The following is a 22,692-nucleotide window of genomic DNA, read 5'->3' on the forward strand; positions in this document are numbered from 1 at the left end:
CCTCTATACGTCCTGATGTCCTGACAAAGTATTGACAGCGCGGAGCTGCTGGCGCACAGTGGCGGCGTGACCGACCGACCACCCGTTGCGCCGACCTCGCCCTCTGCGCCGGTCTGTGACGTGCTCGCGATCGGGCGGTGCGGGGTGGATCTGTACCCGCATCAGATCGGGGTGGGTCTGGAGGATGTGAGCAGCTTCGGCAAGTTCCTCGGCGGCAGTGCGGCCAACGTGGTGGTGGCCGCAGCCAGACTCGGACACTCGGCCGCGCTCGTCTCCGGCGTCGGCGACGACCCGTTCGGTCGCTACGTGCGTGGCGAGTTGACGCGGCTGGGCGTCTGCGATCGCCACGTGGTCACCGATCCGCACCTGCCGACCCCGGTGACGTTCTGCGAGATGTTCCCACCTGATGATTTCCCGCTGTACTTCTATCGCCGGCCGAGCGCCCCTGATCTGCAGGTGCGAGCCGATCAGATCGACACCCGGGCCGTGGCGGGCGCTCGCCTGCTCTGGTCCACGGTCACCGGATTGAGCCAAGAACCCTCTCGCAGCGCCCATCTCGCGGCATGGGCCGCTCGCGCCGCAGGCCCGTTGACCGTCCTGGATCTCGACTACCGCCCGATGTTCTGGACCTCGGCGCAGGCCGCTACCGACCAGGTCACACGAGCGCTGGAGCAGGTGAGCGTGGTGGTGGGCAATCGCGATGAATGCGCCGTCGCCGTCGGCGAAACCGACCCCCATCGCGCCGCCGACGCTCTCCTCGAGCGCGGCGTGGAACTGGCGATCGTCAAGCAGGGACCACGCGGGGTGTTGGGCAAGACTCGCGAGGAATCGGTGGAGGTGGCTCCGGTCGAGGTCGATGTGGTCAACGGATTGGGCGCAGGCGACGGCTTCGGCGGCAGCCTGTGCCACGGGCTGCTGGCCGGGTGGTCGCTGGACAAGACGTTGCGGCACGCCAACGCGGCGGGGGCCATCGTCGCCGGCCGTCTCGAATGTTCCACGGCCATGCCTACATCCGACGAGATCGCCGCCGCCGTTGCGGCCGGTCGCGTACCCACCAGCCTGCAGGACGGATCAGATGTCCGATAGCACCACCCGCGGCGCGCTGTGCTCGACGTACCGCGAGATCAGCGAGCTGCGCGCCACCGACCCTGGCGCGGTGGCACACGCCTGGGCCACGCGGTGCACCCGCGCCACGGTGCGCGGCGACGGTCGGTTGATGATCGTCGCCGCCGACCATCCCGCCCGCGCGGCACTGCGGGTGGGAGCCAACGCAACCGCGATGAACAGTCGTAGCGAGTTGCTGGACCGGCTGGCCATCGCACTGAACGTGCCCGGGGTGGACGGCGTGCTGGGCACCTCCGACATCCTCGAGGATCTGCTGTTGTTGGGCCTGCTGGAGGACAAGGTGGTGTTCGCGTCGATGAACCGGGGCGGATTGGCCGGGGCCACATTCGAACTCGATGACCGCATGACCGCAGCGACCGCCCGCTGGACCAGCGGGTCACGTCTCAACGGCGCGAAGATGCTGTGCCGCTTCGACTTCCACGACCCCGCCACCGTCGCCACGATGGCCGCCTGCGCCCGCGCCGTCGACGAACTCGCCGCAGGCGAGGTGATCGCGATGCTGGAGCCGTTCGTCTCGGTCCGCACCGATGGCGTGCTGGCCAACGACCTGAGCACCGACGCGGTCATCAAGTCGATCCACATCGCCCAGGCCCTGGGGTCCACCTCGGCCTACACCTGGCTGAAGTTGCCCGTGGTCGAGCACATGGATCGAGTACTCGACGCCACCACCCTGCCCAGCTTGCTGCTCGGCGGCGACCCGTCCACCGGCGCACAAGAGACCTTCGCATCATGGGAACAGGCGCTGGCCTTCCCCGCCGCGCGGGGTCTCATCGTCGGGCGAACCCTGCTGTACCCGGCCGACGACGACGTGGCGGGCGCCGTACGCACCGCGGTCTCGCTGATCCGATGACCGGCGACCTGCACATCCGCGCGGGCAGCGCGCCCGCCCCGTTCAGCATCGCCGTCACGCCGCAGACCGCCGGCTGGACCGAGTCGTCCATGCACATCCTGCATCTGCCACCCGCAGGCGTGCACACCCACCACAGCGGTGACGAGGAGATCATCGTGGTACCGCTGGCGGGATCGGTGACCGTGGCGTCGGCAGGCAGCGAGTTCACCCTCGCCGGGCGGGCATCGGTGTTCACCGGACCCAGCGACTTCGCCTACGTGGGAATCGATTCCGAGTTCACGCTGACCAGCGCCGAAGGCGGACGCTTCGCGCTGCTCGGTGCGCGGGCCACCCGTTCGCACCCGCTGCGCCACATCCCGGCGCACGCCGTGCCGGTGGAGATCCGAGGTGCGGGCCAGTGCACCCGGCAGGTGCACAACTTCGGTACCCCCGAAGCGCTGGAGGCCGACTCCATCATCGCCTGCGAGGTGATCACCCCAGGCGGCAACTGGTCGAGCTACCCCGCGCACAAACACGACGAGGACACCGACGTCGAGTCACGGCTCGAGGAGATCTACTACTTCGAGATCGCCGACGGCCCCACCGGTCCCGGCGTCGGATACCAGCGGGTGTACGGCACCACCGAACGACCGATCGAGGTGTTCGCCGAGGTACGCACCGGCGACGTGGTGTTGATCCCGCACGGATATCACGGGCCCACCATGTCGGCGCCGGGCTACCCGCTGTACTTCCTCAACGTGATGGCCGGACCGGGACCACAGCGCGCCTGGAAGATCTGCGACGACCCCGCCCACACCTGGCTGCGCGAGGCCTGGGCCGATCAACCGATCGATCCACGCGTCCCCATCCGACCGGGGTCACCGCCTCTGTCGGGACCCCACCGCTGAGCCCGACCACCACCACCGCGCTTGCACCGCAACACCGACTGTGTCGTCGCCGACCGGCCAACCGATGGGAGTGCCGCCATGACAGCAGGATCCGACCCGACCGTCCGCCTCACCGTGGCCCAGGCCACGGTGAGGTTTCTGCGCGCGCAGTACGTGCAGCGCGAGCGAGTACGCACCCGGTTCATCGCGGGTTGCTTCGGGATCTTCGGGCACGGCAATGTCGCCGGCCTGGGACAGGCGTTGCTGCAGGACGAGATCGACGACATCGATGCCGGCCGGACACCCCAGCTGCCCTACATTCTCGGCCGCAACGAGCAGGCGATGGTGCACTCGGCGGTGGCCTACGCCCGGATGCGCGACCGGCTGCAGACCTGGGCGGTCACCGCCTCGGTGGGTCCCGGCGCGACCAACATGGTCACCGGCGCAGCCTTGGCCACCATCAATCGGCTGCCGGTCCTGCTGTTGCCCGCCGACACCTTCGCCACCCGCGTCAGCGCACCGGTGCTGCAGGAACTCGAGCGGCCCGACAGCGGGGACGTCACGGTCAACGACGCATTCCGGCCGGTGTCCCGATTCTTCGATCGGGTGGCGCGCCCAGAACAGCTGCCCGCAGCTCTGCTCGGCGCGATGCGGGTGCTCACCGATCCGGTCGAGACCGGCGCGGTCACCATCGCCATGCCCCAGGACGTGCAGACCGAGGCGTTCGACTGGCCCACCACGTTGTTCGAACCGCGCACCTGGCGAGTGGGGCGCCCGGCCCCCGACGCCGACGTCGTGGCCGACGCGGCCCGGCTGATCGCCGCGGCAGCGTCGCCACTGGTGGTCGCGGGCGGCGGGGTGATCTACAGCGGTGCTCAGGATGCGTTGGCCGCGTTCAGTTCTCACACCGGGATTCCGGTGGGACACACCCAGGCCGGAGTGGGTGCACTCGCCCACGACCACCCCGGATGGGTGGGTGGTATCGGGGCCACCGGAACCACTGCGGCCAACGCGTTGGCCGCCGACGCCGACGTCGTGATCGGGATCGGTACCCGCTACAGCGATTTCACCACCGCCTCACGAACTGCGTTCGCCCGCCCCGACGTCCGGTTCGTCAGCCTCAACGTCGCACGGCTCGACGCCGTCAAACAGTCGAGCCTCGCGGTGGTGGCCGACGCCCGCGCCGGCATCGAGGCGTTGCACACCGCGCTGACCGGCCATCGGGTGGATCCGGTGTACGCCGACCGGATCGCGACCCTGAGGTCGCGATGGAATGCACTGGTCGACAACGCGATCCATCCACAGCACCGGGGTGTCACCGTCGGCGACGGCCGGTCGGCGATGACCCAGTCGCAAGTGATCGGGGTGGTCAACCAAGCCATTGACCCTCGGGATGTCGTGGTGTGTGCGGCCGGCTCGATGCCCGGCGATCTGCACAAACTGTGGCGGCCCCGAGACGCGAAGGGTTACCACGTCGAATACGGCTACTCGTGCATGGGGTACGAAATCGCCGGTGGGGTCGGCGTGGCGTTGGCGTGCCCCGACCGCGACGTGGTGGTGCTGGTCGGCGACGGGTCGTACCTGATGATGGCCACCGAGATAGTCACCGCCGTACAGGAAGGCCTCCCGCTGATCATCGTCGTGGTGCAGAACCACGGATTCGCCTCCATCGGCGCCCTGTCGGAATCAGTTGGCTCCCAACGCTTCGGCACGCGATACCGACGCCGCAGCGACTCCGGTCGCCTCGACGGTCCGGTGTTGCCGGTCGACCTCGCCGCCAACGCAGCGTCGCTGGGAGCACACGTGGTGCACGCCGCCGACACCGACGCCCTCGCCGCAGCCCTGCGTGTGGCCAAGACCGCCGAGGGGCCCACCGTCATCCACGTGGAGACCGACCCGCTGATCGGGTCTCCCGACAGCCGATCGTGGTGGGACGTGCCGGTGGCGCAGACGTCCAGCCTGAGCAGCACGCAGGCCGCACGCGTCGCCTACGACGCGGCCAAACGGGCCCAACGCACATACCTGCGTCCGACCGATACCGACGCCTGACCCGCATCCACCGCCGCGAACTCAGGCGGTGGTGAAGTTCACCAGCATCCACCGAAGCTCAGTGCGCCGCGGACCGTCCACCCGAACAGGTCTGACCCGCATGGGAATTCGGCCAACCCGCGCGGCCACGGCATGCACTCGCCCGCCTCGGGTGTAGGTGGCGGCCACCTCGGCCGCATCGGGCCCCACCCACTGCATGTGCACGCGACACAACACGCTGGTGGCCGGGCGACGACCCGGCGAACCCACCAGCGGTGCCTGCATCAACGTGGTGACCTGATCGATGATGTGCGGTAAGACGATCGGGGTGAGATGGGCGACCGGCCTGCGGCGGTCGAGAACCTCGAGGACGGTCGTGACCGTGGCCACCGCGAACGCTCGCGCGGCCGGGTCGGTGCGGGCCGCGATCGAGCACCCCTCCCCGGCGGGGGCCAGCCCACGATGTACCGCCAGCTGCCGAGCCACCTGAGCCACCACCATCGGGTCGGGATCATGCGGCGGAATGGGTTCGAACGCCAGCGAATCCACCACCGAGTCGCCCACCGAGTCGTCGCCCACCGACGCGACATCCTGCACACCCGTTTCCATCGACACTCCCGCTCCCCCACTGCCCGGGAACGAGGCTCCACCTCGACGACGACCCGGCGTGTTCACTTGCCGGTAAGACGCGCTCAACCGGCAAACGGTTCCGTCGTGCGGCGACAGTGCCGACTGCACTGTCAGCGGCGGCGGCGCGGCAGCACTGTCAGCGGCGGCGGCGCGCCTTGGGCGGCTTGGTAGCCGACCCCTTGTTGGCCCGTGCCGCAGCCCGACGCTCGCGCCGACTCGCCGACAATCCGGCGGTGTCGGCACCGTCGGACAGCTCGGTGGTGGTGCCGTCCTCCGCCGGACCGGTGTAGACCAGATCCTTCTGCTCCTCCTCGAAACCTTTGGCGCGCAAGGCTGTCGGAGCGGCAGATCGGCTGGCCGCGCGTTCAGCCGCAGCCTCCTCGGTGGGCAACGGACGGGCCTTCTCCACCGACACCGGCGGGGCCGCGGGCGCCTGCGCGTCCGGGCCCGCCTCGACGACGACGTTGAACAAGAACCCGACCGACTCCTCCTTGAGGCCTTCGAGCATGCCCTGGAACATGTCGTAGCCCTCACGCTGGTACTCCACCACCGGGTCACGCTGGGCCATCGAGCGCAGGTGGATGCCTTCGCGCAGGTAGTCCATCTCGTAGAGATGGTCACGCCACTTGCGGTCGAGCACGCTGAGCAAGATGGTGCGCTCGAGCTGGCGCATGGCACCGAGCCCGGCGATCAACTCGATCTCGGTCTCGCGCTTGTCGTAGGCCTTGTGCGCATCGGCGATGAGCAGCTCGGTCAGTTCCTCGGCGCTGATGTCCTCGCGCTCGCCGAGGTCGTTGACCGGCACCAGGTCGGTGGGGTCGACGGTGATCGGGTACAGCGACTTCAACGCCTTCCACAGCTCATCGAGGTCCCAGTCCTCCACGTACCCCGTCGCCGTGGCGCCCGCGACGTAGGCGGTGATCACGTCGGCGATCATCCGCAGCACCTCGTCGCGGTGGTCCGCGCCCTCGAGGATGGTGCGGCGCTCACCGTAGATGACCTTGCGCTGCTCGTTCATCACCTCGTCGTACTTGAGGACGTTCTTGCGGATCTCGAAGTTCTGCTGCTCGACCTGCGTCTGAGCGCTGCGGATGGCCCGGGTGACCATCTTCGCCTCGATCGGCACGTCGTCGGGCAGGTTCACGCGGTTCATGATCGATTCCAGCGCGGCACCGTTGAAGCGGCGCATCAACTCATCACCCAACGACAGGTAGAACCGCGATTCGCCCGGATCACCCTGGCGGCCCGAACGTCCCCGCAGCTGGTTGTCGATGCGGCGGGACTCGTGGCGCTCGGTGCCCAGCACGTACAGGCCACCGGCCTCCTTCACCTTCTCGGCGTCGGCAGCCACCTCCGACTTGACCGACTCGATCACGTCGTCCCAGGCGGCCTCGTACTCTTCCGGCGTCTCCACCGGGTCGAGGCGTTGCTTGCGCAGCCGCACGTCGGCGATCACGTCGGGGTTGCCGCCCAACACGATGTCGGTGCCACGACCAGCCATGTTGGTGGCCACGGTCACCGCGCCCGAGCGACCGGCCTCGGCGATGATCTGGGCTTCCTGCTCATGGAACTTGGCGTTGAGCACGGTGTGCTTGATGCCGCGCTTGGTCAGCAACCGCGACAGGTACTCCGAGCGCTCCACACTGGTGGTGCCGATGAGGACGGGCTGACCCTTCTCGTGGCGTTCGGTGATGTCGTCGACCACGGCGGCGAACTTGGCCTCCTCGGTCTTGTAGATCAGGTCCGACTGGTCCTTGCGGATCATCGGCTTGTTCGTCGGGATGGGCAGCACACCCAACTTGTAGATCTGATCGAGTTCAGCGGCCTCGGTCTGCGCCGTACCGGTCATGCCGGCCAGCTTGTCGTACATGCGGAAGTAGTTCTGCAGGGTGATGGTGGCCAGGGTCTGGTTCTCGGCCTGGATCTCCACCCCCTCCTTGGCCTCGATGGCCTGGTGCAGGCCTTCGTTGAACCGGCGACCGTCGAGCACACGGCCGGTGAACTCGTCGACGATGAGCACCTCACCGCTGCGCACGATGTAGTCCTTGTCGCGCTCGAAGAGCTCGTTGACCTTGATGGCGTTGTTCAGGTAGCTGACCAGCAGCGAGTTGGTGGCGTCGTAGAGGTTGTCGATGCCGAGCTGGTCCTCGACGAACTCCACACCGGCCTCGTGCACGCCGATGGTCTTCTTGCGGATGTCGACCTCGTAGTGGACGTCCTTCTCGAGCTGCTTGGCGATCCGCGCGAACTCCAGATACCACTTGCTCGACGAGTCGGCGGGGCCGGAGATGATCAGCGGGGTACGCGCCTCGTCGATGAGGATCGAGTCGACCTCGTCGACGATCGCGTAGTGGTGACCACGCTGCACCAGCTCGTCGAGCGAGTGGGCCATGTTGTCACGCAGGTAGTCGAAGCCGAACTCGTTGTTGGTGCCGTAGGTGATGTCGGCGGCGTAGGCCTCGCGCCGCTGATCGGGGCTCATCCCGGTCAAGATCACCTCGGTCTGCAGCCCCATGAAGCGGTGCACACGACCCATCCACTCGGCGTGGAACTTGGCCAGATAGTCGTTGGTGGTCACCACGTGCACGCCGTCGCCGGACAGTGCGTTGAGGTAGGCGGGCAACACGCAGGTGAGGGTCTTGCCCTCGCCGGTCTTCATCTCGGCGATGTTGCCGAAGTGCAGCGCCGCGCCGCCCATGAGCTGGACGTGGAACGGCTTCTGCCCCAGCACCCGCCACGCCGCCTCGCGAACCACCGCGAACGCCTCGGGCAGCAACTCGTCGAGGGTCTCGCCGTCGATGTAGCGCTGCTTGAACTCGTCGGTCTTGGCCTGCAGCTCCTCATCGGAGAGCGCCTCGATGTCGTCGGCGAACGACTCGACATGCGTCGCGATGGCGTCCAGCCGTTTGACCATCCGGCCTTCGCCGACTCGCAGCAACTTGTTGAGCACGTCTGTGACTTCCTGTCGTCGGTGGTGGAGCGTCGTCTGTGGTGAGCGCCGTAAGTGGTGGGCGTCGTTCGCGCGTCGTCGACGCGTGAACGCGTACCTCCCCCGATCGCGGGCAGCACGACACACGATCGGACACGCCGTCTACTGACGTACATGGTAGGTCACCGCAACAGAACGGCCGCCGGGTCCAGCACGTGCGTGCTGGTCGACGGCCGTTCTGCTGTGTTTGCCCGATTGGACTCGGGATCTCTCAGGCCAGGCGGATCAATCCGTAGTCGAAGGCGTGGCGCCGGTACACCACCGACGGGCGGTCGGACTCCACATCGTGGAAGAGGAAGAAGTCGTGCCCGACCAGCTCCATCTCGTAGAGCGCGTCGTCGACGGTCATCGGCTTGGCCGGATGCTCTTTGATCCGGACCACCCGACCGGGGCCGTCGTCGGGGATCGGGGTCTGCACGGCGGACTCGTCGGCGATGGCCTCGTTCACCTCATCAATCTGTGCGGTGGCCCGCGCCACCGAGATCGGTGTGCGGGAGCCGTGGTGGACCTGACGCCGTTCCTTGGAGCGACGAAGACGCGACTCCAACCTGTCCACCGCGGTCTCCAGAGCCGCGTAGAAGTTCTCGGCACGAGCCTCGGCACGCACCACCGGACCGCGGCCTCGCACGGTGATCTCCAGGCGCTGACACACCTTGGCCTGCCGCCGATTGCGTTCGTGATGCAACTCGACGTCGAAGGCGTAGATCGAGGAGTCGTAACGCTCGAGCCGAGCGAGCTTGTCGCTCACGTGAACTCGGAAATGATCAGGCACCTCCACGTTGCGTCCGGTCACCCGCACAGTGGCGGTCGCGGCGGACGATCCCGCCGTGTCCGCCGACTGCAGGTACGCGGAATCACGCGCAAAGGGGTCGGGCTCAGGCGGTTGCGGCTGCCGCACCCGGGGTGGAACCGGGGGCGCCGACGGCGACGGAGCCGAATACTTCGGTGTGGACGGGGATTTCGGCGTGACCGGGGACTTGGCTGATGCATGGACGACGGTCGACATGGGCAGTACCTCCTGGGTTTCGTGGGTCTCCGCGACGATGTCGAGCGATCACCCGGGCCGGGAAGTCACACCGTGATGTCCTGGCGGGAGCGAGGCCGATCGAACGCGCGAATCGGGGTCAGTGCCGCCACGTGATCGTGACCGATGGTCCGCCGATGGAACCAAACCCGGTGCACCGCAACGACACCTCTGTGTGAAGTGGCCTCACCTCCGAGGGTTGCCGGTTGGGATCAACGGTAGTCGCTCCACCGCCCTGTCGCCACGCTTTACGTCATCGAGATTTCACCCACGCGTCACCGGAAACCGCACACCGAATCCGCGCTGCGAGCTGATGTTTCGCCATTCTCACGAACATCGGTCGCTCGTTCACGCACCGGCCAGCACCACCACGGCATCGACCCGCACCCCCACCGACCGCAGCGTGGCGATGGATTCTGCGGCGGTGGCGCCGGTGGTCAACACGTCGTCGATCAACACCACCGCACAATCAGGACCCACGGGCAGATCACTGACCCCGCGTCGCACCGACACCGCGCCGGCGAGGTTGAGCACGCGGTCGTGCGCCGACAACCCGGCCGAGTCCCGCGCCCACATCGACGTGCGCAGCAGCGCCGCCACCCGCACCGACGAACCCAGCTGGGCGGCCGCCGAGCGTGCGATCGCAGTGACCGGATCCCCACCACGCCGACGCGCCGCGACCGACCGGGTGGGCGCCGGGACCAACACCAACGTCGTGGTGTCGGGGAGTTCGCACCACCGCCACAGCGCCACCAGCCCCCGCGCCAGCAGCGTCCCGAACATCGGCGTCAGGTCGGTGCGACCGTGTTCTTTGAGTTCGAGCAGGGCCGATCGTCGAGGACCGCCGTAGGGTCCCATCGCCCACGCGCCGACCGGTAGCTCGACCCGCGGGGCGAGCCGGACGGGGTCGTCGAGCAGCGCCCGCGCGCACCGATCGCACCACCGCGTCCCACCTACCGCACACCCCGCACAGCGCAGCGGGACCACGAGATCGATTGTGGCCATTGCGGTCTGAGCGATCGCGGCGAACACCGAGCTGATGCCGCCGGGCGTTGCCGATCTGCGCTGGGTGCGTTGCATGCGACCAGCGTGCCCCACCCCACCCTCGTCCGAGTCGCCACAGCGCATACGACCGGCGGTACTCCACAGCTCGGCCACCGACGCGTCGAGCTGTGGACAGTACGCGAGCAGAAGACCCCGAACAGGTGCCCCATCCTCGGCGACCCGGCAGCTCAGGTGCTCAGGTGCTCAGGTGCTCAGGGCAGGACGGGTATCGCAGCCGAACCCATCGTCGCGCCGACTTCGTTCCAGTACTGGTCGGGCTCGCCGTTGGTTCTGCCCAACCGCAGGATGCCTCGGCTGTCGGCGACGTAGATGTTGCTCTTGTCGCCCACCACCGCTCGCACCGGCGGGGTGAGGTTGCCGCTGAGCAGACCGACCGCAGGCGTGCCGTCGATGTTCACCTGCAGGATCGGGGTGTCGGCGACGTCACGGGCGATCACCAACGAGTCCGCCGAGATCCAATCCACCGACACTGTTCGCCCGCTGAGTCCGACCGCAGCCTCACGCACTGAAGAGACCAGCTCGCTGCCCTCGGCGTCGGTGCTCAGGGTGCCCACCAGCGCCGTGCCGTCTACGATCGCCGCGATCCGGGCGCCATCAGGTGACACGCGGAACTCGGTGAGCACACCGCGACTGGTCAGCGGGCCGGCATCGACCCGGGCCGGCGCCTGTGGTGCGCCGGTCGCATCGCGCGCCCAGCGCAACACCTGACCGTCGACCACGGCCCACACCGTCATCCGATCTGCCGCCAACGAGGGTCGCGTGATCGACAGACCGGTGGCTGCGGTGACCAGCGGACCGCCGTAGAGACCGATCTGCAGCGTCAACCTCGGATCCGGCAGCGGCGCCGCCACCACCGCCGCGATCCGCGCCGAGGAGTCGGTGGAGATGTCGGCCGAGCGGACGGTGGTGGCCGAGCCGAGTGGCCCGGGAATCGGGCGCAGCGTGTCGCCGTCGACCACCACCAACGAGCCGTCCCGGATGGCGTGCAGGTCCAACGAGGTGGTCGCGTCCGCCTCGGGGTCCAGCGACTCCACGTCGCCTGACCGCCATCCACTGGCGTACCGATCGATCAGTGGGCTCCCGTCGGACTCGATCAGGTAGGGCCCGCCGATGTCGGCGTAGGTCAAGGTCCACACGATCTGCGCGGCCAGCAACGTGCGGTCACGTTCGGACAGCGAGCTGATCCCGGTGAACTGTATCCGCACTCCACCGGAGGCCACATCAGTGATGGACCCGCGCAGCGCTGCGGTGTCAGGGAAAGCCGAGCGCACCGCCCCGGCCAGATCCGACGACGGGCCCGAGACCAGCAGATCGACCAGCTGATCGGAGTGGTCGCCCGACGAGACGAACACCCACCGCGGATCGGGCACCAGCCGGTCGCTGGCCCGCGCCGGGAAGTACAGCGATCGGGCCCGATAGCTGGTGGTGAACTGGGTGCGGTCGATCAACGTTCCGCTGGGCAACGGACTGCTGATCCGCCACTGCCCGTTGACGTTCTCCACCGTCACCGCGATCTCGATGCGCCCGGCCGAGGGCACCAGCTCCCCGTTGGGCTGCAGCGCGCCGGTGGTCTCGGCGATGATCCGCGCCGAGAGCATGGTGTCGGTGCGGGCGTCTCCGAGCACCGAGATCTGCTCGAGGATCATCGCCGACCCGCGATCATCCCAGCGATCGGAGGCCTCGCGGGTGAGGTACTGGCGGGCGGCGAGGTGCCCGGAGGTGGGGTTGGCCGATGCCTTCAAGAAGTCGCGGATCAACGATTCCGGGTCCATGCCCGCGCGCGGCGAGGGAACGCTGGCCGTCGGGGTACGTCGCTCCAGGGTGCCGATGGGTTGTGGGCTCGACGAGTCGGGGATGGACACGCATCCGGTGAGGACGGCGGCCAGCGCGAGAACCAGCGCCAGCGGAGCCAACCACCGCGATGGCGCGCTCACTCGTCCACCGCCTGAGCCGACATCTTGAGCGGCAGCGGACTGCCCAGCACCTTGTGCCCGCGCACCAACGGCAGGGTCAGGCGGAAGATCGCACCCTTGCCCGGTTCACCCGATGCCTCCAGGCGACCGTTGTGCAGGCGTGCGTCTTCGATGCTGATGGCCAAGCCCAGACCCGTTCCACCCGAACGCCGGAACCGCGACGGGTCCGACCGCCAGAACCTGTTGAAGACCAGCTTCTCTTCCCCGGGTTTGAGGCCAACCCCCCGGTCGCGCACGGTGATGGCCACCGCGTCGCCGTCCGAACGCATGGTGAGGGTGACCGGTTTCTGCTCACCGTGATCGATGGCGTTGGCCAACAGGTTGCGCAGGATGCGCTCCACCCGGCGGGGATCGATGTCGGCGATCACCGGTTCGGCGGGCAGATTCACCTCCAGGGTCGTGTCGGTGTCGTCGGCGAGATGTCGCACCGTGGCCAACGCGGCCTCGATCGGCACGGTGAGATCGAGCTTCTCGGTGGACAATTCGGCCACCCCCGCGTCGTGCCGCGAGATCTCCAACAGTTCACCGAGCAGGGTCTCGAACCGGTCGAGTTCCTTGTCCAACAGTTCGACCGAACGCTTGCGCATCGGATCGAGTTCGTCGCGTCTCTCGTAGAGCACGTCGGCGGCCATCCGCACCGTGGTCAACGGTGTGCGCAGTTCGTGGCTGACGTCGGAGGTGAACTGTCGCTGCAGACCCCCGAACTCCTCGAGCTGACTGATCTGTTTGGACAGGCTCTCGGCCATGTCGTTGAACGACATCGCCAGCCGCGCCATGTCGTCCTCGCCACGCACGGGCATGCGTTCCTTGAGTCGACCGTCGGCGAACCGCACGGCGATGCGTGCCGCCGACCGCACCGGGATCACCACCTGCCTGGACACCAGCAGCGAGATGGCCGCGAGCAGACCGAGCAGGACCAGACCGCCGGTGAACAAGATGCCGCGAACCAGCGACAGGGTGTTCTCCTCGCTGGAGAGTGGGAAAACCAGATACAGCTGCAGGTCGCTCACACCCGCCGACGTCGGTGTGCCGATCACCAACACCGGGGTCCGCGTTCCCGAGTCGTTGGTGATCGAGCTGTATTGATACGCGATCCGACCCCCATCGACCGTGCGGCGCAGCGTGGCGGGGATCTCGCTGATCGGCCCCACCGACGCCGTCTCCTGCGGGCCGCCGGCGGGCACCACCAGCACGGTGTCGAAGGTGCCGACGACACCGGAGGCATTCGCATCGACATCACGATCGGTCAGGATCGACCGGGTCTGGCGCAGCCGGTTGGTGATCGAGGCGCTGGTGTCACCCCCGACGAGGTCGCGCTCGACTGCCACCCGCGCTCGATCGACCACCTCGGTGGCCGCGCGAAGTTTGAGGTCCAACAGTCGATCGGTGATCTGGCTGCTCAACACGAACCCGAGGATCAACAGGACCATCAACGAGAGCACCAGAGTGGACACGACGACTCGCAACTGCAGCGAACGACGCCACACACGACCGAGGAACCGCCCCGCCGCGGAGAGCCGACGGAGGATGCGTGGGTGGGCCGGATTGATTCGTCTCCGAGAACGACCGATCACGGCGGGCCGGCCTTGTAGCCGACCCCCCTCACCGTCAACACGACTTCAGGGTTCTCGGGATCGGTCTCCACCTTCGCGCGCAGTCGCTGAACGTGCACGTTGACCAGGCGGGTGTCGGCGGGATGGCGATACCCCCAGACCTGCTCCAGCAGGACGTCGCGGGTGAAGACCTGCCGCGGCTTGCGGGCCAACGCCACCAAAAGGTCGAACTCCAACGGCGTCAACGAGATCGCGGCACCGTCACGGGTCACCTTGTGAGCGGGCACGTCGATCTCGATGGGCCCGATCGAGAGCAACTCGGCGGGCTCGTCGTCAGTGCGGCGTAGACGCGCGCGCACCCGGGCCACGAGTTCCTTGGGTTTGAACGGCTTCACCATGTAGTCGTCGGCACCGGACTCGAGACCGAGCACGATGTCGACGGTGTCGCTCTTGGCGGTCAGCATCACGATCGGCACTCCGGAGTCGGCGCGCAGCACCCGGCAAACGTCGATCCCGTTCATCCCGGGCAGCATGAGATCGAGCAGGACGAGGTCGGGTCTGATTTCCCGCACCGCCCCGAGCGCTTGAGTTCCGTCGCCGACGACGAAGGGTTCGAAACCCTCACCTCGCAAGACGATGGTGAGCATCTCGGCCAGAGCGGCGTCGTCGTCGACGACAAGAATTCTGGGCTTCATGGGCTACATGGTGACATCGAGTCGCCACCGGCGCCAACGCCACGCCGCAGCGTCGGTGTTGTCGAGACCCGGTGGGCTGCCCGCTCGCCGAACTCAGGGCCACCGCCGCACAGGGGTCGCCGATAACATCAGCGGCGTGGGTGAACTCATCGCGGTGGAGGGGCTCGACGGCGCCGGGAAACGAACCTTGGTCGACGCCTTGACCCGACGGTGGCAGGCGCGCGGTGCGCGGGTGTCGACGCTGGCCTTCCCTCGCTACGGCCAGTCGATCCATGCCGACATCGCCGCCGAGGCCCTACGCGGAGGGCATGGCGACCTCACCGACAGCGTGTACGCGATGGCCATGTTGTTCGCCCTCGACCGACGCGCGGCCATCGGTGCCATCGAGTCTGCGCTCACCGGGTGTGACGTCGTGCTGCTCGATCGCTACGTCGCCTCCAACGCCGCCTATTCTGCGGCCCGGATGCATCAGGATGCCGACGGCGCGGTGACGCGGTGGGTGGGTGAGCTCGAGTTCGGCCGGTTCGGCCTGCCGATACCCGATCATCACGTGTTCGTCGACGTCTCCCCTGCGGTCGCCATCGACCGAGCTCGCGCCCGAGCCGACTCCGACACCTCCCGCGCGCGCGACGCCTACGAGCGCGACACTGGGCTACAGGACCGCACCGACGGCGTGTATCGCCAGCTGGCGCAGGCGAACTGGTACTCGCCCTGGGTCCTGCTGGACACCGCCAGCGCCATTGATGTCGCCGACCGCCTACTGGGGTGACAGCGGGCCGAGGACACCGGGGGTACGGACAGCCAAACGCCGCCCGGGGACGGGAAGTCCCCGGGCGGCGTTCGGTGGTCAGGGCCGCTCAGTACCGGATCGGCGATCAGTACCTGTAGTGCTCGGGCTTGTAGGGGCCCTCGACGTCGACGTTGATGTACTCGGCCTGCTCCTTGGTGAGCTTGGTCAAGGTGCCACCGAGCGCTTCGACGTGGATCTTGGCGACCTTCTCGTCGAGGTGCTTGGGCAGGCGGTAGACCTCGTTGTCGTACTCGTCGTTCTTGGTCCACACCTCGATCTGGGCGATGACCTGGTTGGAGAAGCTGTTGCTCATCACGAACGACGGGTGGCCGGTGGCGTTGCCGAGGTTGAGCAGACGACCTTCCGAGAGCACGATGATCGACTTGCCGCTGTCGAAGATCCACTGGTCGACCTGCGGCTTGACGACGACTCGCTTGGCCCCGGAGCTCTCCAGCCCAGCCATGTCGATCTCGTTGTCGAAGTGGCCGATGTTGCCCAGGATGGCGAAGTTCTTCATCTGCTTCATGTGGTCGAGCGTGATGATGTCCTTGTTGCCGGTCGAGGTGATGACGATGTCGGCGTCGGCGATGGCCTGCTCGACGGTGACCACGTCGAACCCGTCCATCAGCGCCTGCAGGGCGTTGATCGGGTCGATCTCGGTGACCTGCACGCGCGCGCCCTGTCCGGCGAGGGACTCCGCGCAGCCCTTGCCCACATCGCCGTAGCCGGTGATGAGCACCTTCTTGCCACCGATGAGGACGTCGGTGGCGCGGTTGATGCCGTCGATCAGCGAGTGGCGGGTGCCGTACTTGTTGTCGAACTTGCTCTTGGTGACCGAGTCGTTGACGTTGATGGCCGGGAAGGCCAGCTCACCGGCGGCGGCGAACTGGTAGAGGCGCAGCACACCGGTGGTGGTCTCCTCGGTGACACCCTTGACCGACTCGGCGATGGTGGTCCACTTGGACTTGTCGGTCTCGAAGCGCTCACGCAGCACGCCGAGGAAGATCTTGTACTCGGCGGAGTCGTTGTCATCGGCGGGCGGCACGACGCCGGCCTTCTCGAACTGGGCACCACGCAGCACCATCATGGTGGCGTCACCGCCGTCGTCGAGGATCATGTTGCAGGGCTCGCCCGGCCAGGTGAGCATCTGCTCGGCACACCACCAGTACTCCTCCAGGCTCTCGCCCTTCCAGGCGAAGACCGGGACGCCCTTGGGCTCCTCCGGGGTGCCGTGCGGACCCACGACGACCGCGGCCGCAGAGTGGTCCTGGGTCGAGAAGATGTTGCACGAGGCCCAACGGACCTCGGCTCCCAGCGCGGTCAGCGTTTCGATGAGCACCGCGGTCTGGGTGGTCATGTGCAGCGATCCCGAGATCCGGGCGCCCTTGAGCGGGGCCACCTCGGAGTACTCCCGACGCAGCGCCATGAGACCCGGCATCTCATGCTCGGCCAGCTCGATCTCTTTGCGGCCGTAGGCGGCGAGCGAGAGGTCTGCCACCTTGTAGTCGATCCCGTTGAGAACGTCTGGGGTGAGGCCCGCCTGCACCGATGTCATTGATAACTCCTGGTTGCCGAATCGATACCCGAACGGGATCGAGAATGTGTCGATGAACAGGCTAACCAATGCAGCCTGGAACCGCGAAGCCGCGGGTGATCGCTCGGGCGCGCTGTGACCTGCGGGTGCGACGTCACACCATGCGCACCGGCCTGCTTGTCACCCCGACGTGGGCCGGGCGGCCGACAGCAGGACCGGGGCGAAGATGCCGGCCAGGTCGTCGGCGACGTCGCGGTCGCCCTCGGGCGGCATCGCGATGTAGCTCAACGCCATTCGCGAGATGGCGCGACCCACCCGCTGGGCGTCGGTGTACTCCAACGCCAGCCAGCTCTGCTGCAGCATCGAGGCGAGGCGTTCGCTGGCGCGCGTGATGAGCGGCGCAGCGTCGGTGGTGATCAGCTTGAGCAGATCCGGAGCGGCATCGCCGGAGAGCAACGATTGGACCAGCGGGTCGCCGGCCGAGGTGAGGAAGAATCCACCGAATCCGTCGCGCAGCGCCTGATGTACGTGCCCGATGTTGTCGGCGATGGCCTCGGAGACCACTCCGACGAACTCGTCGGTCAGTCGTACCGCGTAGGCCTGGGCCAGTCCGGCCCGCGAACCGAACTCGTTGTACACGGTCTGACGGCTGACCCCGGCGGCGGTGGCCACATCGGTCATCGTCACCGACGACCAGGGACGGCCGACCAACAGTTCCCGCACCCCGTCGAGCAGCGACGCCCGCAGCATCGCCTTGGACGCCTGCGCGTAGCCGCCGCGACCAGCCGACCCCCGGCGTGGCGCGGTGGGGCCTGCGGCGTCGGACACCCCGATCACGCTACCGGCTCGTCTCCGCGTGGGGAGACGAGCCGGATCACGCAACCGCTGGTGCGCGCTGGTCAGGATGCCGAGAGTGCGTCGATTCGAGCCAACGCCGCGGCCCGACGGCTCGGCTCGATGTTGATCTTGGTGGCGTCACCGCCGTAGTGCTCCACCACGCGGCGGTCCATCACCTTGCGCCACAGCGGCGGGAAGTAGGCGACGGTGATCATGCTGGCGTACCCGCTGGGCAGGTTCGGCGACTCCTCGAAGCTGCGCAGCGTCTGGTAGCGCCGGGTGGGGTTGGCGTGATGGTCGCTGTGCCGCTGCAGGTGGTAGAGGAAGATGTTGGTCACGATGTGATCGGAGTTCCACGAGTGCTGCGGGGTGGTGCGCTCGTACTTGCCGTTCTCGCGCTTGGCGCGCAACAGCCCGTAGTGCTCGAGGTAGTTGACGGTCTCCAGCAGCGAGAAGCCGTAGATCGCCTGAATGATCAGAAACGGCAGCACACCCCAGCCGAACACCGCAGTCAGGACCGCGAACAGCGCGATGGACATCACCCACGAGTTGAGGACGTCGTTGCTGGGGTGGAAGAACGACCGCTCCAGACGCTTCATCCGGCTGCGCTCGAGTTCGACCGACGACCGCAGGCTGCCCCACACGCTGCGTGGCAGGAACCGCCAGAACGACTCACCGAAACGCGAGCTGGCCGGGTCCTCCGGCGTGGCGACACGCACGTGGTGACCGCGGTTGTGCTCGACGTAGAAGTGGCCGTAGAAGGTCTGCGCGAGGGTGATCTTGGACAACCACCGCTCCAGGGAGTCCTTCTTGTGACCCAGCTCGTGGGCGGTGTTGATGCCGACGCCGCCCATCAGGCCGATCGAGAACGCCAGCCCGATCTTCGAGACCAGTCCCAGGCCACCGTCGATGCCCAGCCAGCTCAGATCCGACGCCGTCCACAGGTAGCAGGCCATCACCAGGCTGGCGATCTGGAACGGGATGAAGGCGTAGGTGCAGTAGCGGTAGTACTTGTCGTTCTCCAGTGCCTCCATGACCTCCTCGGGCGGGTTCTCGCCGTCGGGTCCGAAGAAGCGATCGAGCACCGGCAAGATGCCGAAGATCAGGATCGGACCGATCCACCAGAACACCGGGGAGATGGCGTCGAGCCCGACGGCGTTGAATCCGGCGACCAGACCGATGGCCAAGAACACCGCAGTCGGGGCGACCAGGCCGAACAGCCACAGATGGCGTTTGCGGTCGTGCCACTCCTCCACCGGCACAGGGGTCCGTTCATGCGTCTGACTGCTCATGGCCACTCCTTCGTCGTTGATCAGTGTCCTACGTCACCGCTTTCCTTGACAATATCCGATGACACGTCGAAAAGCTATACAAATCTCGTGGAATGTAAATCAACCAGCGATGTCACATTCGTGACCTGGTCGAACACGAGGACCCGACAGACGACAGCGACCGCCCGCAGCGGCTGCTGCGGACGGTCGGGGTCGGGTCGGTGCGTACGGGTGGCAGGCGGGACGGACCCGATGATCAGGTTGCGGCGGCGCCGGCGCGGTCGATGTCGGGTTCGAGATAGATGATCCGCGCGGCCGGCACCGCATCGCGGATGCGCGCCTCGGCGGCGTCGATGGTCTCGGCGATCTCGATGGCCGTGGCACCCGGCCGCGCGGCGAACTTGGCCGCCACCAACAGCTCGTCGGGTCCTAGGTACTGCGTCCGCATGTGGATGACCCGTTGCACACCCTGCTGCTCGAGGGCCGCGAGCAGGTGCGCCTCCTCGGTCTCGGTGGCGCCCTCGCCGATCAACAGGCTCTGCATCTCCACGATGAGCACCACCGCGATCACACCGAGCAGGACACCGATGGCCACCGTGCCCACCCCGTCCCACACCGGATCACCGGTGATGACCGTCATCCCCACCCCGAACAGCGCGAAGACCAAGCCGATCAGCGCGCCGGTGTCCTCGAGCAACACCACCGGCAGCTCGGGGTTGCGGGAGTTGCGGATGAACCGCCACCACGACGCCCGCCCCTTGAGAGGCCGCGACTCGCGCATCGCCGTGGCGAAGCTGTAGGACTCCAGGGCGATGGCGACGCCGAGGATGACCAGCGCCACGACCGGCGCATCGAGGTCCTCAGGGTGCTCAATCTTGTGGATGCCCTCGTAGATGGCGAACAGCGAACCCAGCGTGAACAGCACCAGGGCGACGACGAACGAGTAGAAGTAGCGACTTCGTCCGAAGCCGAACGGATGCAACTTGGTCGCCGCTTTCGCGGCCTGGCGTTGCCCGATCAGCAACAGACCCTGATTCGAGGTGTCGGCCACCGAGTGCACCGCCTCGGCCAGCATCGACGACGAACCGGTGATGGCGAACCCGACGAACTTCGCCGCCGCGATCCCCGCGTTGGCGGCCAGCGCCGCGAGAATGGCCTTCTTGGAACCCTCGGTCGACATCTTCGCCTCTCGTCGGGCGACGATCGCCGCCTCGCCATCAGTGGGTGCGACTGGCCACGCGCCCGCCAGATTCGCGATGGAACACTAGCGCGGCGCCCTCGACCCGACTCCCACCCAGGTGAAAAGCTCAGCTCAGGAGACCTTTCGCACACGTAACACAGCCGCACTGCTGTGCGATAGTAAACTGACGTTGCCCGGCTGAAAGTCGACCATCGACGCGGCGTCTTGCCGTGCCGGGCGGGGGACGAGCGGATCGAACCAGATCTGCCACCACGAGGTCCTATTCTCGGGGTGACCAATTGATGTGTCAGGGGATTGCCAACCGTGAGCTACGACAACAAGAGTGCGCCGACCACGCCGCCGTGGCTGCAAGGTGCCGCCATCGGCGACGAGCCGTCGCCGGCCGAGAACGGGGGCAAGCACGGGTCGAGCGCACCGCAGGCGCCGGCCTACGATCCTCTGGCAGACGACGCATCAGCACCGTCCTGGTTGCCCGAAAGCGCTGCACCCGCGCCCGCAGACACCTCCGATCCGTCCCGCTGGATTCCCACCGGGGGGCAAGCCGAAAGGGCTGACGCGATGCCCGAGTCCCCGTCCGACGAACGCCCCGAACCCGCAGGCGGCGCGCCGACCCCGCCGCCCCCCGGCCCACCGGTGACACATCAGCCACCGCCGTGGATGACGTCTGGCGACCAGGACGGCCCCGGTGCACCCTCGGCACCGGCGGACGGCGCGCCCTCGTTCACCTCCGGTCCGCCGCCGCAGTTCGGTCCCCGGACCGATGGCCCCAACGCCCAGTTCATGAATCAGGGTCCCGGTGATCGTCCGCCCTTCGATCAGCGCCCGAACACCGGCGGATTCGCGTCCCCCACCTCGGGCCAGTTCGGTGCACCAGGACCACAGACACCGGGTCCGCAGGCGCCCGGACCCCAGACATCCGGACCCCAGACATCCGGACCCCAGGCACCCGGACCCCAGGCGCCGGGTCCGCACGCACCCGGACCCCAGACACCCGGTCCACACGCCCCCGGACCGCAGGGCGGCGGGTTCACCGGCCCACCTCCCAACGATTTCGCCGGCCCACCGGCCGGTTTCGCCCCACCACCGCCCGGGTACGACAACGGTCCGGGCCCCGGTGCCGGACCCGGCGCGCCCTCGGGGCCTCCGATGGGACCCCCCATCAGCCCGATGTCGGATCCTTTCGCCGCGCCCGGCCCACAGTTCGGTGCCCCGGACATGGGCGGCGTCCCCGGTGCATCGCCGGGATCGCTCGACGAGGTGGCGTTGCTGCGCAAGGCGCGCCGCGCACCGCACAGCGGGTGGCGTCGCGCAGTGCACAAGATCTCGGCCGGCGCCATCAACCCTGGCGACTCCCCCGACGACATCTACTACCAGCAGCTCGTCGAGCGGGTGAATCGCCCGGTGCGCGGGGATTACCGCATCGCGGTGCTCTCGCTCAAGGGCGGCGTGGGAAAGACCACCACCACCGTCGGACTCGGCTCGGTGTTCGCATCGCTGCGCGGTGACCGCGTGATCGCTGTCGACGCCAACCCCGATCTGGGCACCCTGGCCCAGCGGGTTCCCCAGCAGACTCGCTCCACCGTGCGCGATCTGCTCGCCGACACCTCGATCTACCGGTACTCCGACGTGCGAGCGCATACCTCACAGGCACCAAGCCGCCTGGAAGTGCTTGCCTCCGAACGGGATCCAGCGGTAGCCGAGGCTTTCAGCGATGAGGACTACCGCGGCGTGATGCGGGTGCTGCAGCGTTTCTACAACATCATCATCACCGATTGCGGCACCGGACTGAGCCATTCGGCGATGAACGGTGTGCTCGACCTGGCCAACGCGCTGATCTTGGTGAGCTCGCCGGCCATCGACGGCGCGCGCAGCGCCGGCGCCACGCTGGACTGGTTGCAGGCGCACGGCTACGGCCACCTGGTGAGCCGGGCCGTGGTGGTGCTCAGCTCATCGCGTTCAGGCGCCTCGACCATCGACACCCAACAGCTCAGCCAGCACTTCCTCACTCGCTGCCGCGCGGTGCAGATGGTGCCGTTCGACGATCACCTGGCCGAGGGCGCCGAGGTCGATCTGGAACTGCTGTCCAAGCAGGCGCACCGCGCACTGGTCGAGCTCGCCGCCGTCGTCGCCGACGACTTCTCGGGCACCACCATGCGCCGCAACGACCCGTTCATGGGCTGAGCGCACCCACCTGATCCCGCTCGGCGCGATCGACTGAGCGCACCACACCGGTTGGATCGCAACCGATCTCAGGCGTCAGA

The 22,692-nt window shown here is 67.6% G+C and carries 17 protein-coding genes; 6 read left to right on the top strand and 11 right to left on the bottom strand.

Going from position 1 to position 22,692, the window contains the following annotated elements; all coding sequences use genetic code 11:
• The first annotated feature begins 66 nt into the window (after nucleotides 1-66).
• The 4 genes from iolC (at nucleotide 67) to iolD (ending at nucleotide 4,890) form a co-directional block, all read left to right on the top strand.
• The gene (gene iolC, locus KIK15_RS02755) at nucleotides 67-1,086 is read left to right on the top strand and encodes a 5-dehydro-2-deoxygluconokinase (RefSeq protein ID WP_214242595.1); all 1,020 of its coding nucleotides are present in this window, start codon (nucleotides 67-69) and stop codon (nucleotides 1,084-1,086) included.
• Complete coding sequence (locus KIK15_RS02760; protein WP_214242596.1) at nucleotides 1,076-1,975, top strand: aldolase; 900 nt, start codon at nucleotides 1,076-1,078, stop codon at nucleotides 1,973-1,975. The genes iolC and KIK15_RS02760 overlap by 11 nt, the downstream gene beginning before the upstream one ends.
• Nucleotides 1,972-2,862, top strand: coding sequence for a 5-deoxy-glucuronate isomerase (gene iolB / locus KIK15_RS02765; protein WP_214242597.1), 891 nt, complete (start codon nucleotides 1,972-1,974; stop codon nucleotides 2,860-2,862). The genes KIK15_RS02760 and iolB overlap by 4 nt, the downstream gene beginning before the upstream one ends.
• Nucleotides 2,863-2,940: 78 nt before the next feature.
• Nucleotides 2,941-4,890 (top strand): 3D-(3,5/4)-trihydroxycyclohexane-1,2-dione acylhydrolase (decyclizing), encoded by a 1,950-nt coding sequence (iolD, locus tag KIK15_RS02770; RefSeq protein ID WP_214242598.1) that lies wholly within the window; start codon nucleotides 2,941-2,943, stop codon nucleotides 4,888-4,890.
• Nucleotides 4,891-4,911: 21 nt separating this feature from the next.
• On the opposite strand, the gene KIK15_RS02775 is transcribed toward iolD, so the two are convergent.
• From KIK15_RS02775 to mtrA, 7 genes are all read right to left on the bottom strand, one after another.
• Nucleotides 4,912-5,478 carry an Rv3235 family protein gene (locus KIK15_RS02775; RefSeq protein ID WP_214242599.1) on the bottom strand — a complete coding sequence of 189 codons (567 nt, stop codon included), beginning with the start codon at nucleotides 5,476-5,478 and terminating at the stop codon, nucleotides 4,912-4,914.
• Between the two features lie 157 nt (nucleotides 5,479-5,635).
• Nucleotides 5,636-8,449, bottom strand: a complete 2,814-nt coding sequence (secA, locus tag KIK15_RS02780; protein WP_214242600.1) for a preprotein translocase subunit SecA — start codon at nucleotides 8,447-8,449, stop codon at nucleotides 5,636-5,638.
• 250 nt (nucleotides 8,450-8,699) lie between these two features.
• A complete protein-coding gene (gene hpf, locus KIK15_RS02785; RefSeq protein WP_214242601.1) occupies nucleotides 8,700-9,494 on the bottom strand; it encodes a ribosome hibernation-promoting factor, HPF/YfiA family in 795 nt (264 codons plus the stop codon).
• A gap of 366 nt (nucleotides 9,495-9,860) precedes the next feature.
• Complete coding sequence (locus tag KIK15_RS02790) at nucleotides 9,861-10,592, bottom strand: ComF family protein (protein ID WP_250323907.1); 732 nt, start codon at nucleotides 10,590-10,592, stop codon at nucleotides 9,861-9,863.
• Nucleotides 10,593-10,768: 176 nt separating this feature from the next.
• Nucleotides 10,769-12,511, bottom strand: coding sequence for an LpqB family beta-propeller domain-containing protein (locus KIK15_RS02795; RefSeq protein ID WP_307851708.1), 1,743 nt, complete (start codon nucleotides 12,509-12,511; stop codon nucleotides 10,769-10,771).
• Entirely contained in the window at nucleotides 12,508-14,124 is a 1,617-nt protein-coding gene (mtrB, locus tag KIK15_RS02800) for an MtrAB system histidine kinase MtrB (RefSeq protein ID WP_307851709.1), read from the bottom strand. Before mtrB ends, KIK15_RS02795 begins: the two co-directional genes overlap by 4 nt.
• Entirely contained in the window at nucleotides 14,121-14,798 is a 678-nt protein-coding gene (mtrA, locus tag KIK15_RS02805; RefSeq protein ID WP_214242602.1) for an MtrAB system response regulator MtrA, read from the bottom strand. Before mtrA ends, mtrB begins: the two co-directional genes overlap by 4 nt.
• Nucleotides 14,799-14,934: 136 nt before the next feature.
• On the opposite strand from mtrA, the gene KIK15_RS02810 reads away from it, so the two are divergent.
• Nucleotides 14,935-15,567 (top strand): dTMP kinase, encoded by a 633-nt coding sequence (locus KIK15_RS02810; RefSeq protein WP_214242603.1) that lies wholly within the window; start codon nucleotides 14,935-14,937, stop codon nucleotides 15,565-15,567.
• A 106-nt stretch (nucleotides 15,568-15,673) separates the two neighbouring features.
• On the opposite strand, the gene ahcY is transcribed toward KIK15_RS02810, so the two are convergent.
• From ahcY to KIK15_RS02830, 4 genes are all read right to left on the bottom strand, one after another.
• Nucleotides 15,674-17,143, bottom strand: coding sequence for an adenosylhomocysteinase (gene ahcY, locus KIK15_RS02815; protein WP_214242604.1), 1,470 nt, complete (start codon nucleotides 17,141-17,143; stop codon nucleotides 15,674-15,676).
• A 159-nt stretch (nucleotides 17,144-17,302) separates the two neighbouring features.
• Nucleotides 17,303-17,872, bottom strand: a complete 570-nt coding sequence (locus KIK15_RS02820; protein WP_214243230.1) for a TetR/AcrR family transcriptional regulator — start codon at nucleotides 17,870-17,872, stop codon at nucleotides 17,303-17,305.
• Nucleotides 17,873-18,021: 149 nt separating this feature from the next.
• Nucleotides 18,022-19,251 (bottom strand): alkane 1-monooxygenase, encoded by a 1,230-nt coding sequence (locus KIK15_RS02825; protein ID WP_214242605.1) that lies wholly within the window; start codon nucleotides 19,249-19,251, stop codon nucleotides 18,022-18,024.
• Nucleotides 19,252-19,486: 235 nt separating this feature from the next.
• A complete protein-coding gene (locus tag KIK15_RS02830) occupies nucleotides 19,487-20,410 on the bottom strand; it encodes a cation diffusion facilitator family transporter (protein ID WP_214242606.1) in 924 nt (307 codons plus the stop codon).
• Nucleotides 20,411-21,088: 678 nt separating this feature from the next.
• Between KIK15_RS02830 and KIK15_RS02835 the strand changes: the two genes are divergently transcribed.
• Complete coding sequence (locus KIK15_RS02835; protein WP_374222814.1) at nucleotides 21,089-22,612, top strand: AAA family ATPase; 1,524 nt, start codon at nucleotides 21,089-21,091, stop codon at nucleotides 22,610-22,612.
• Nucleotides 22,613-22,692 lie beyond the last annotated feature (80 nt).

The sequence above is a fragment of the Williamsia sp. CHRR-6 genome, from assembly GCF_018474015.1.
GTDB lineage: Bacteria > Actinomycetota > Actinomycetes > Mycobacteriales > Mycobacteriaceae > Williamsia_A.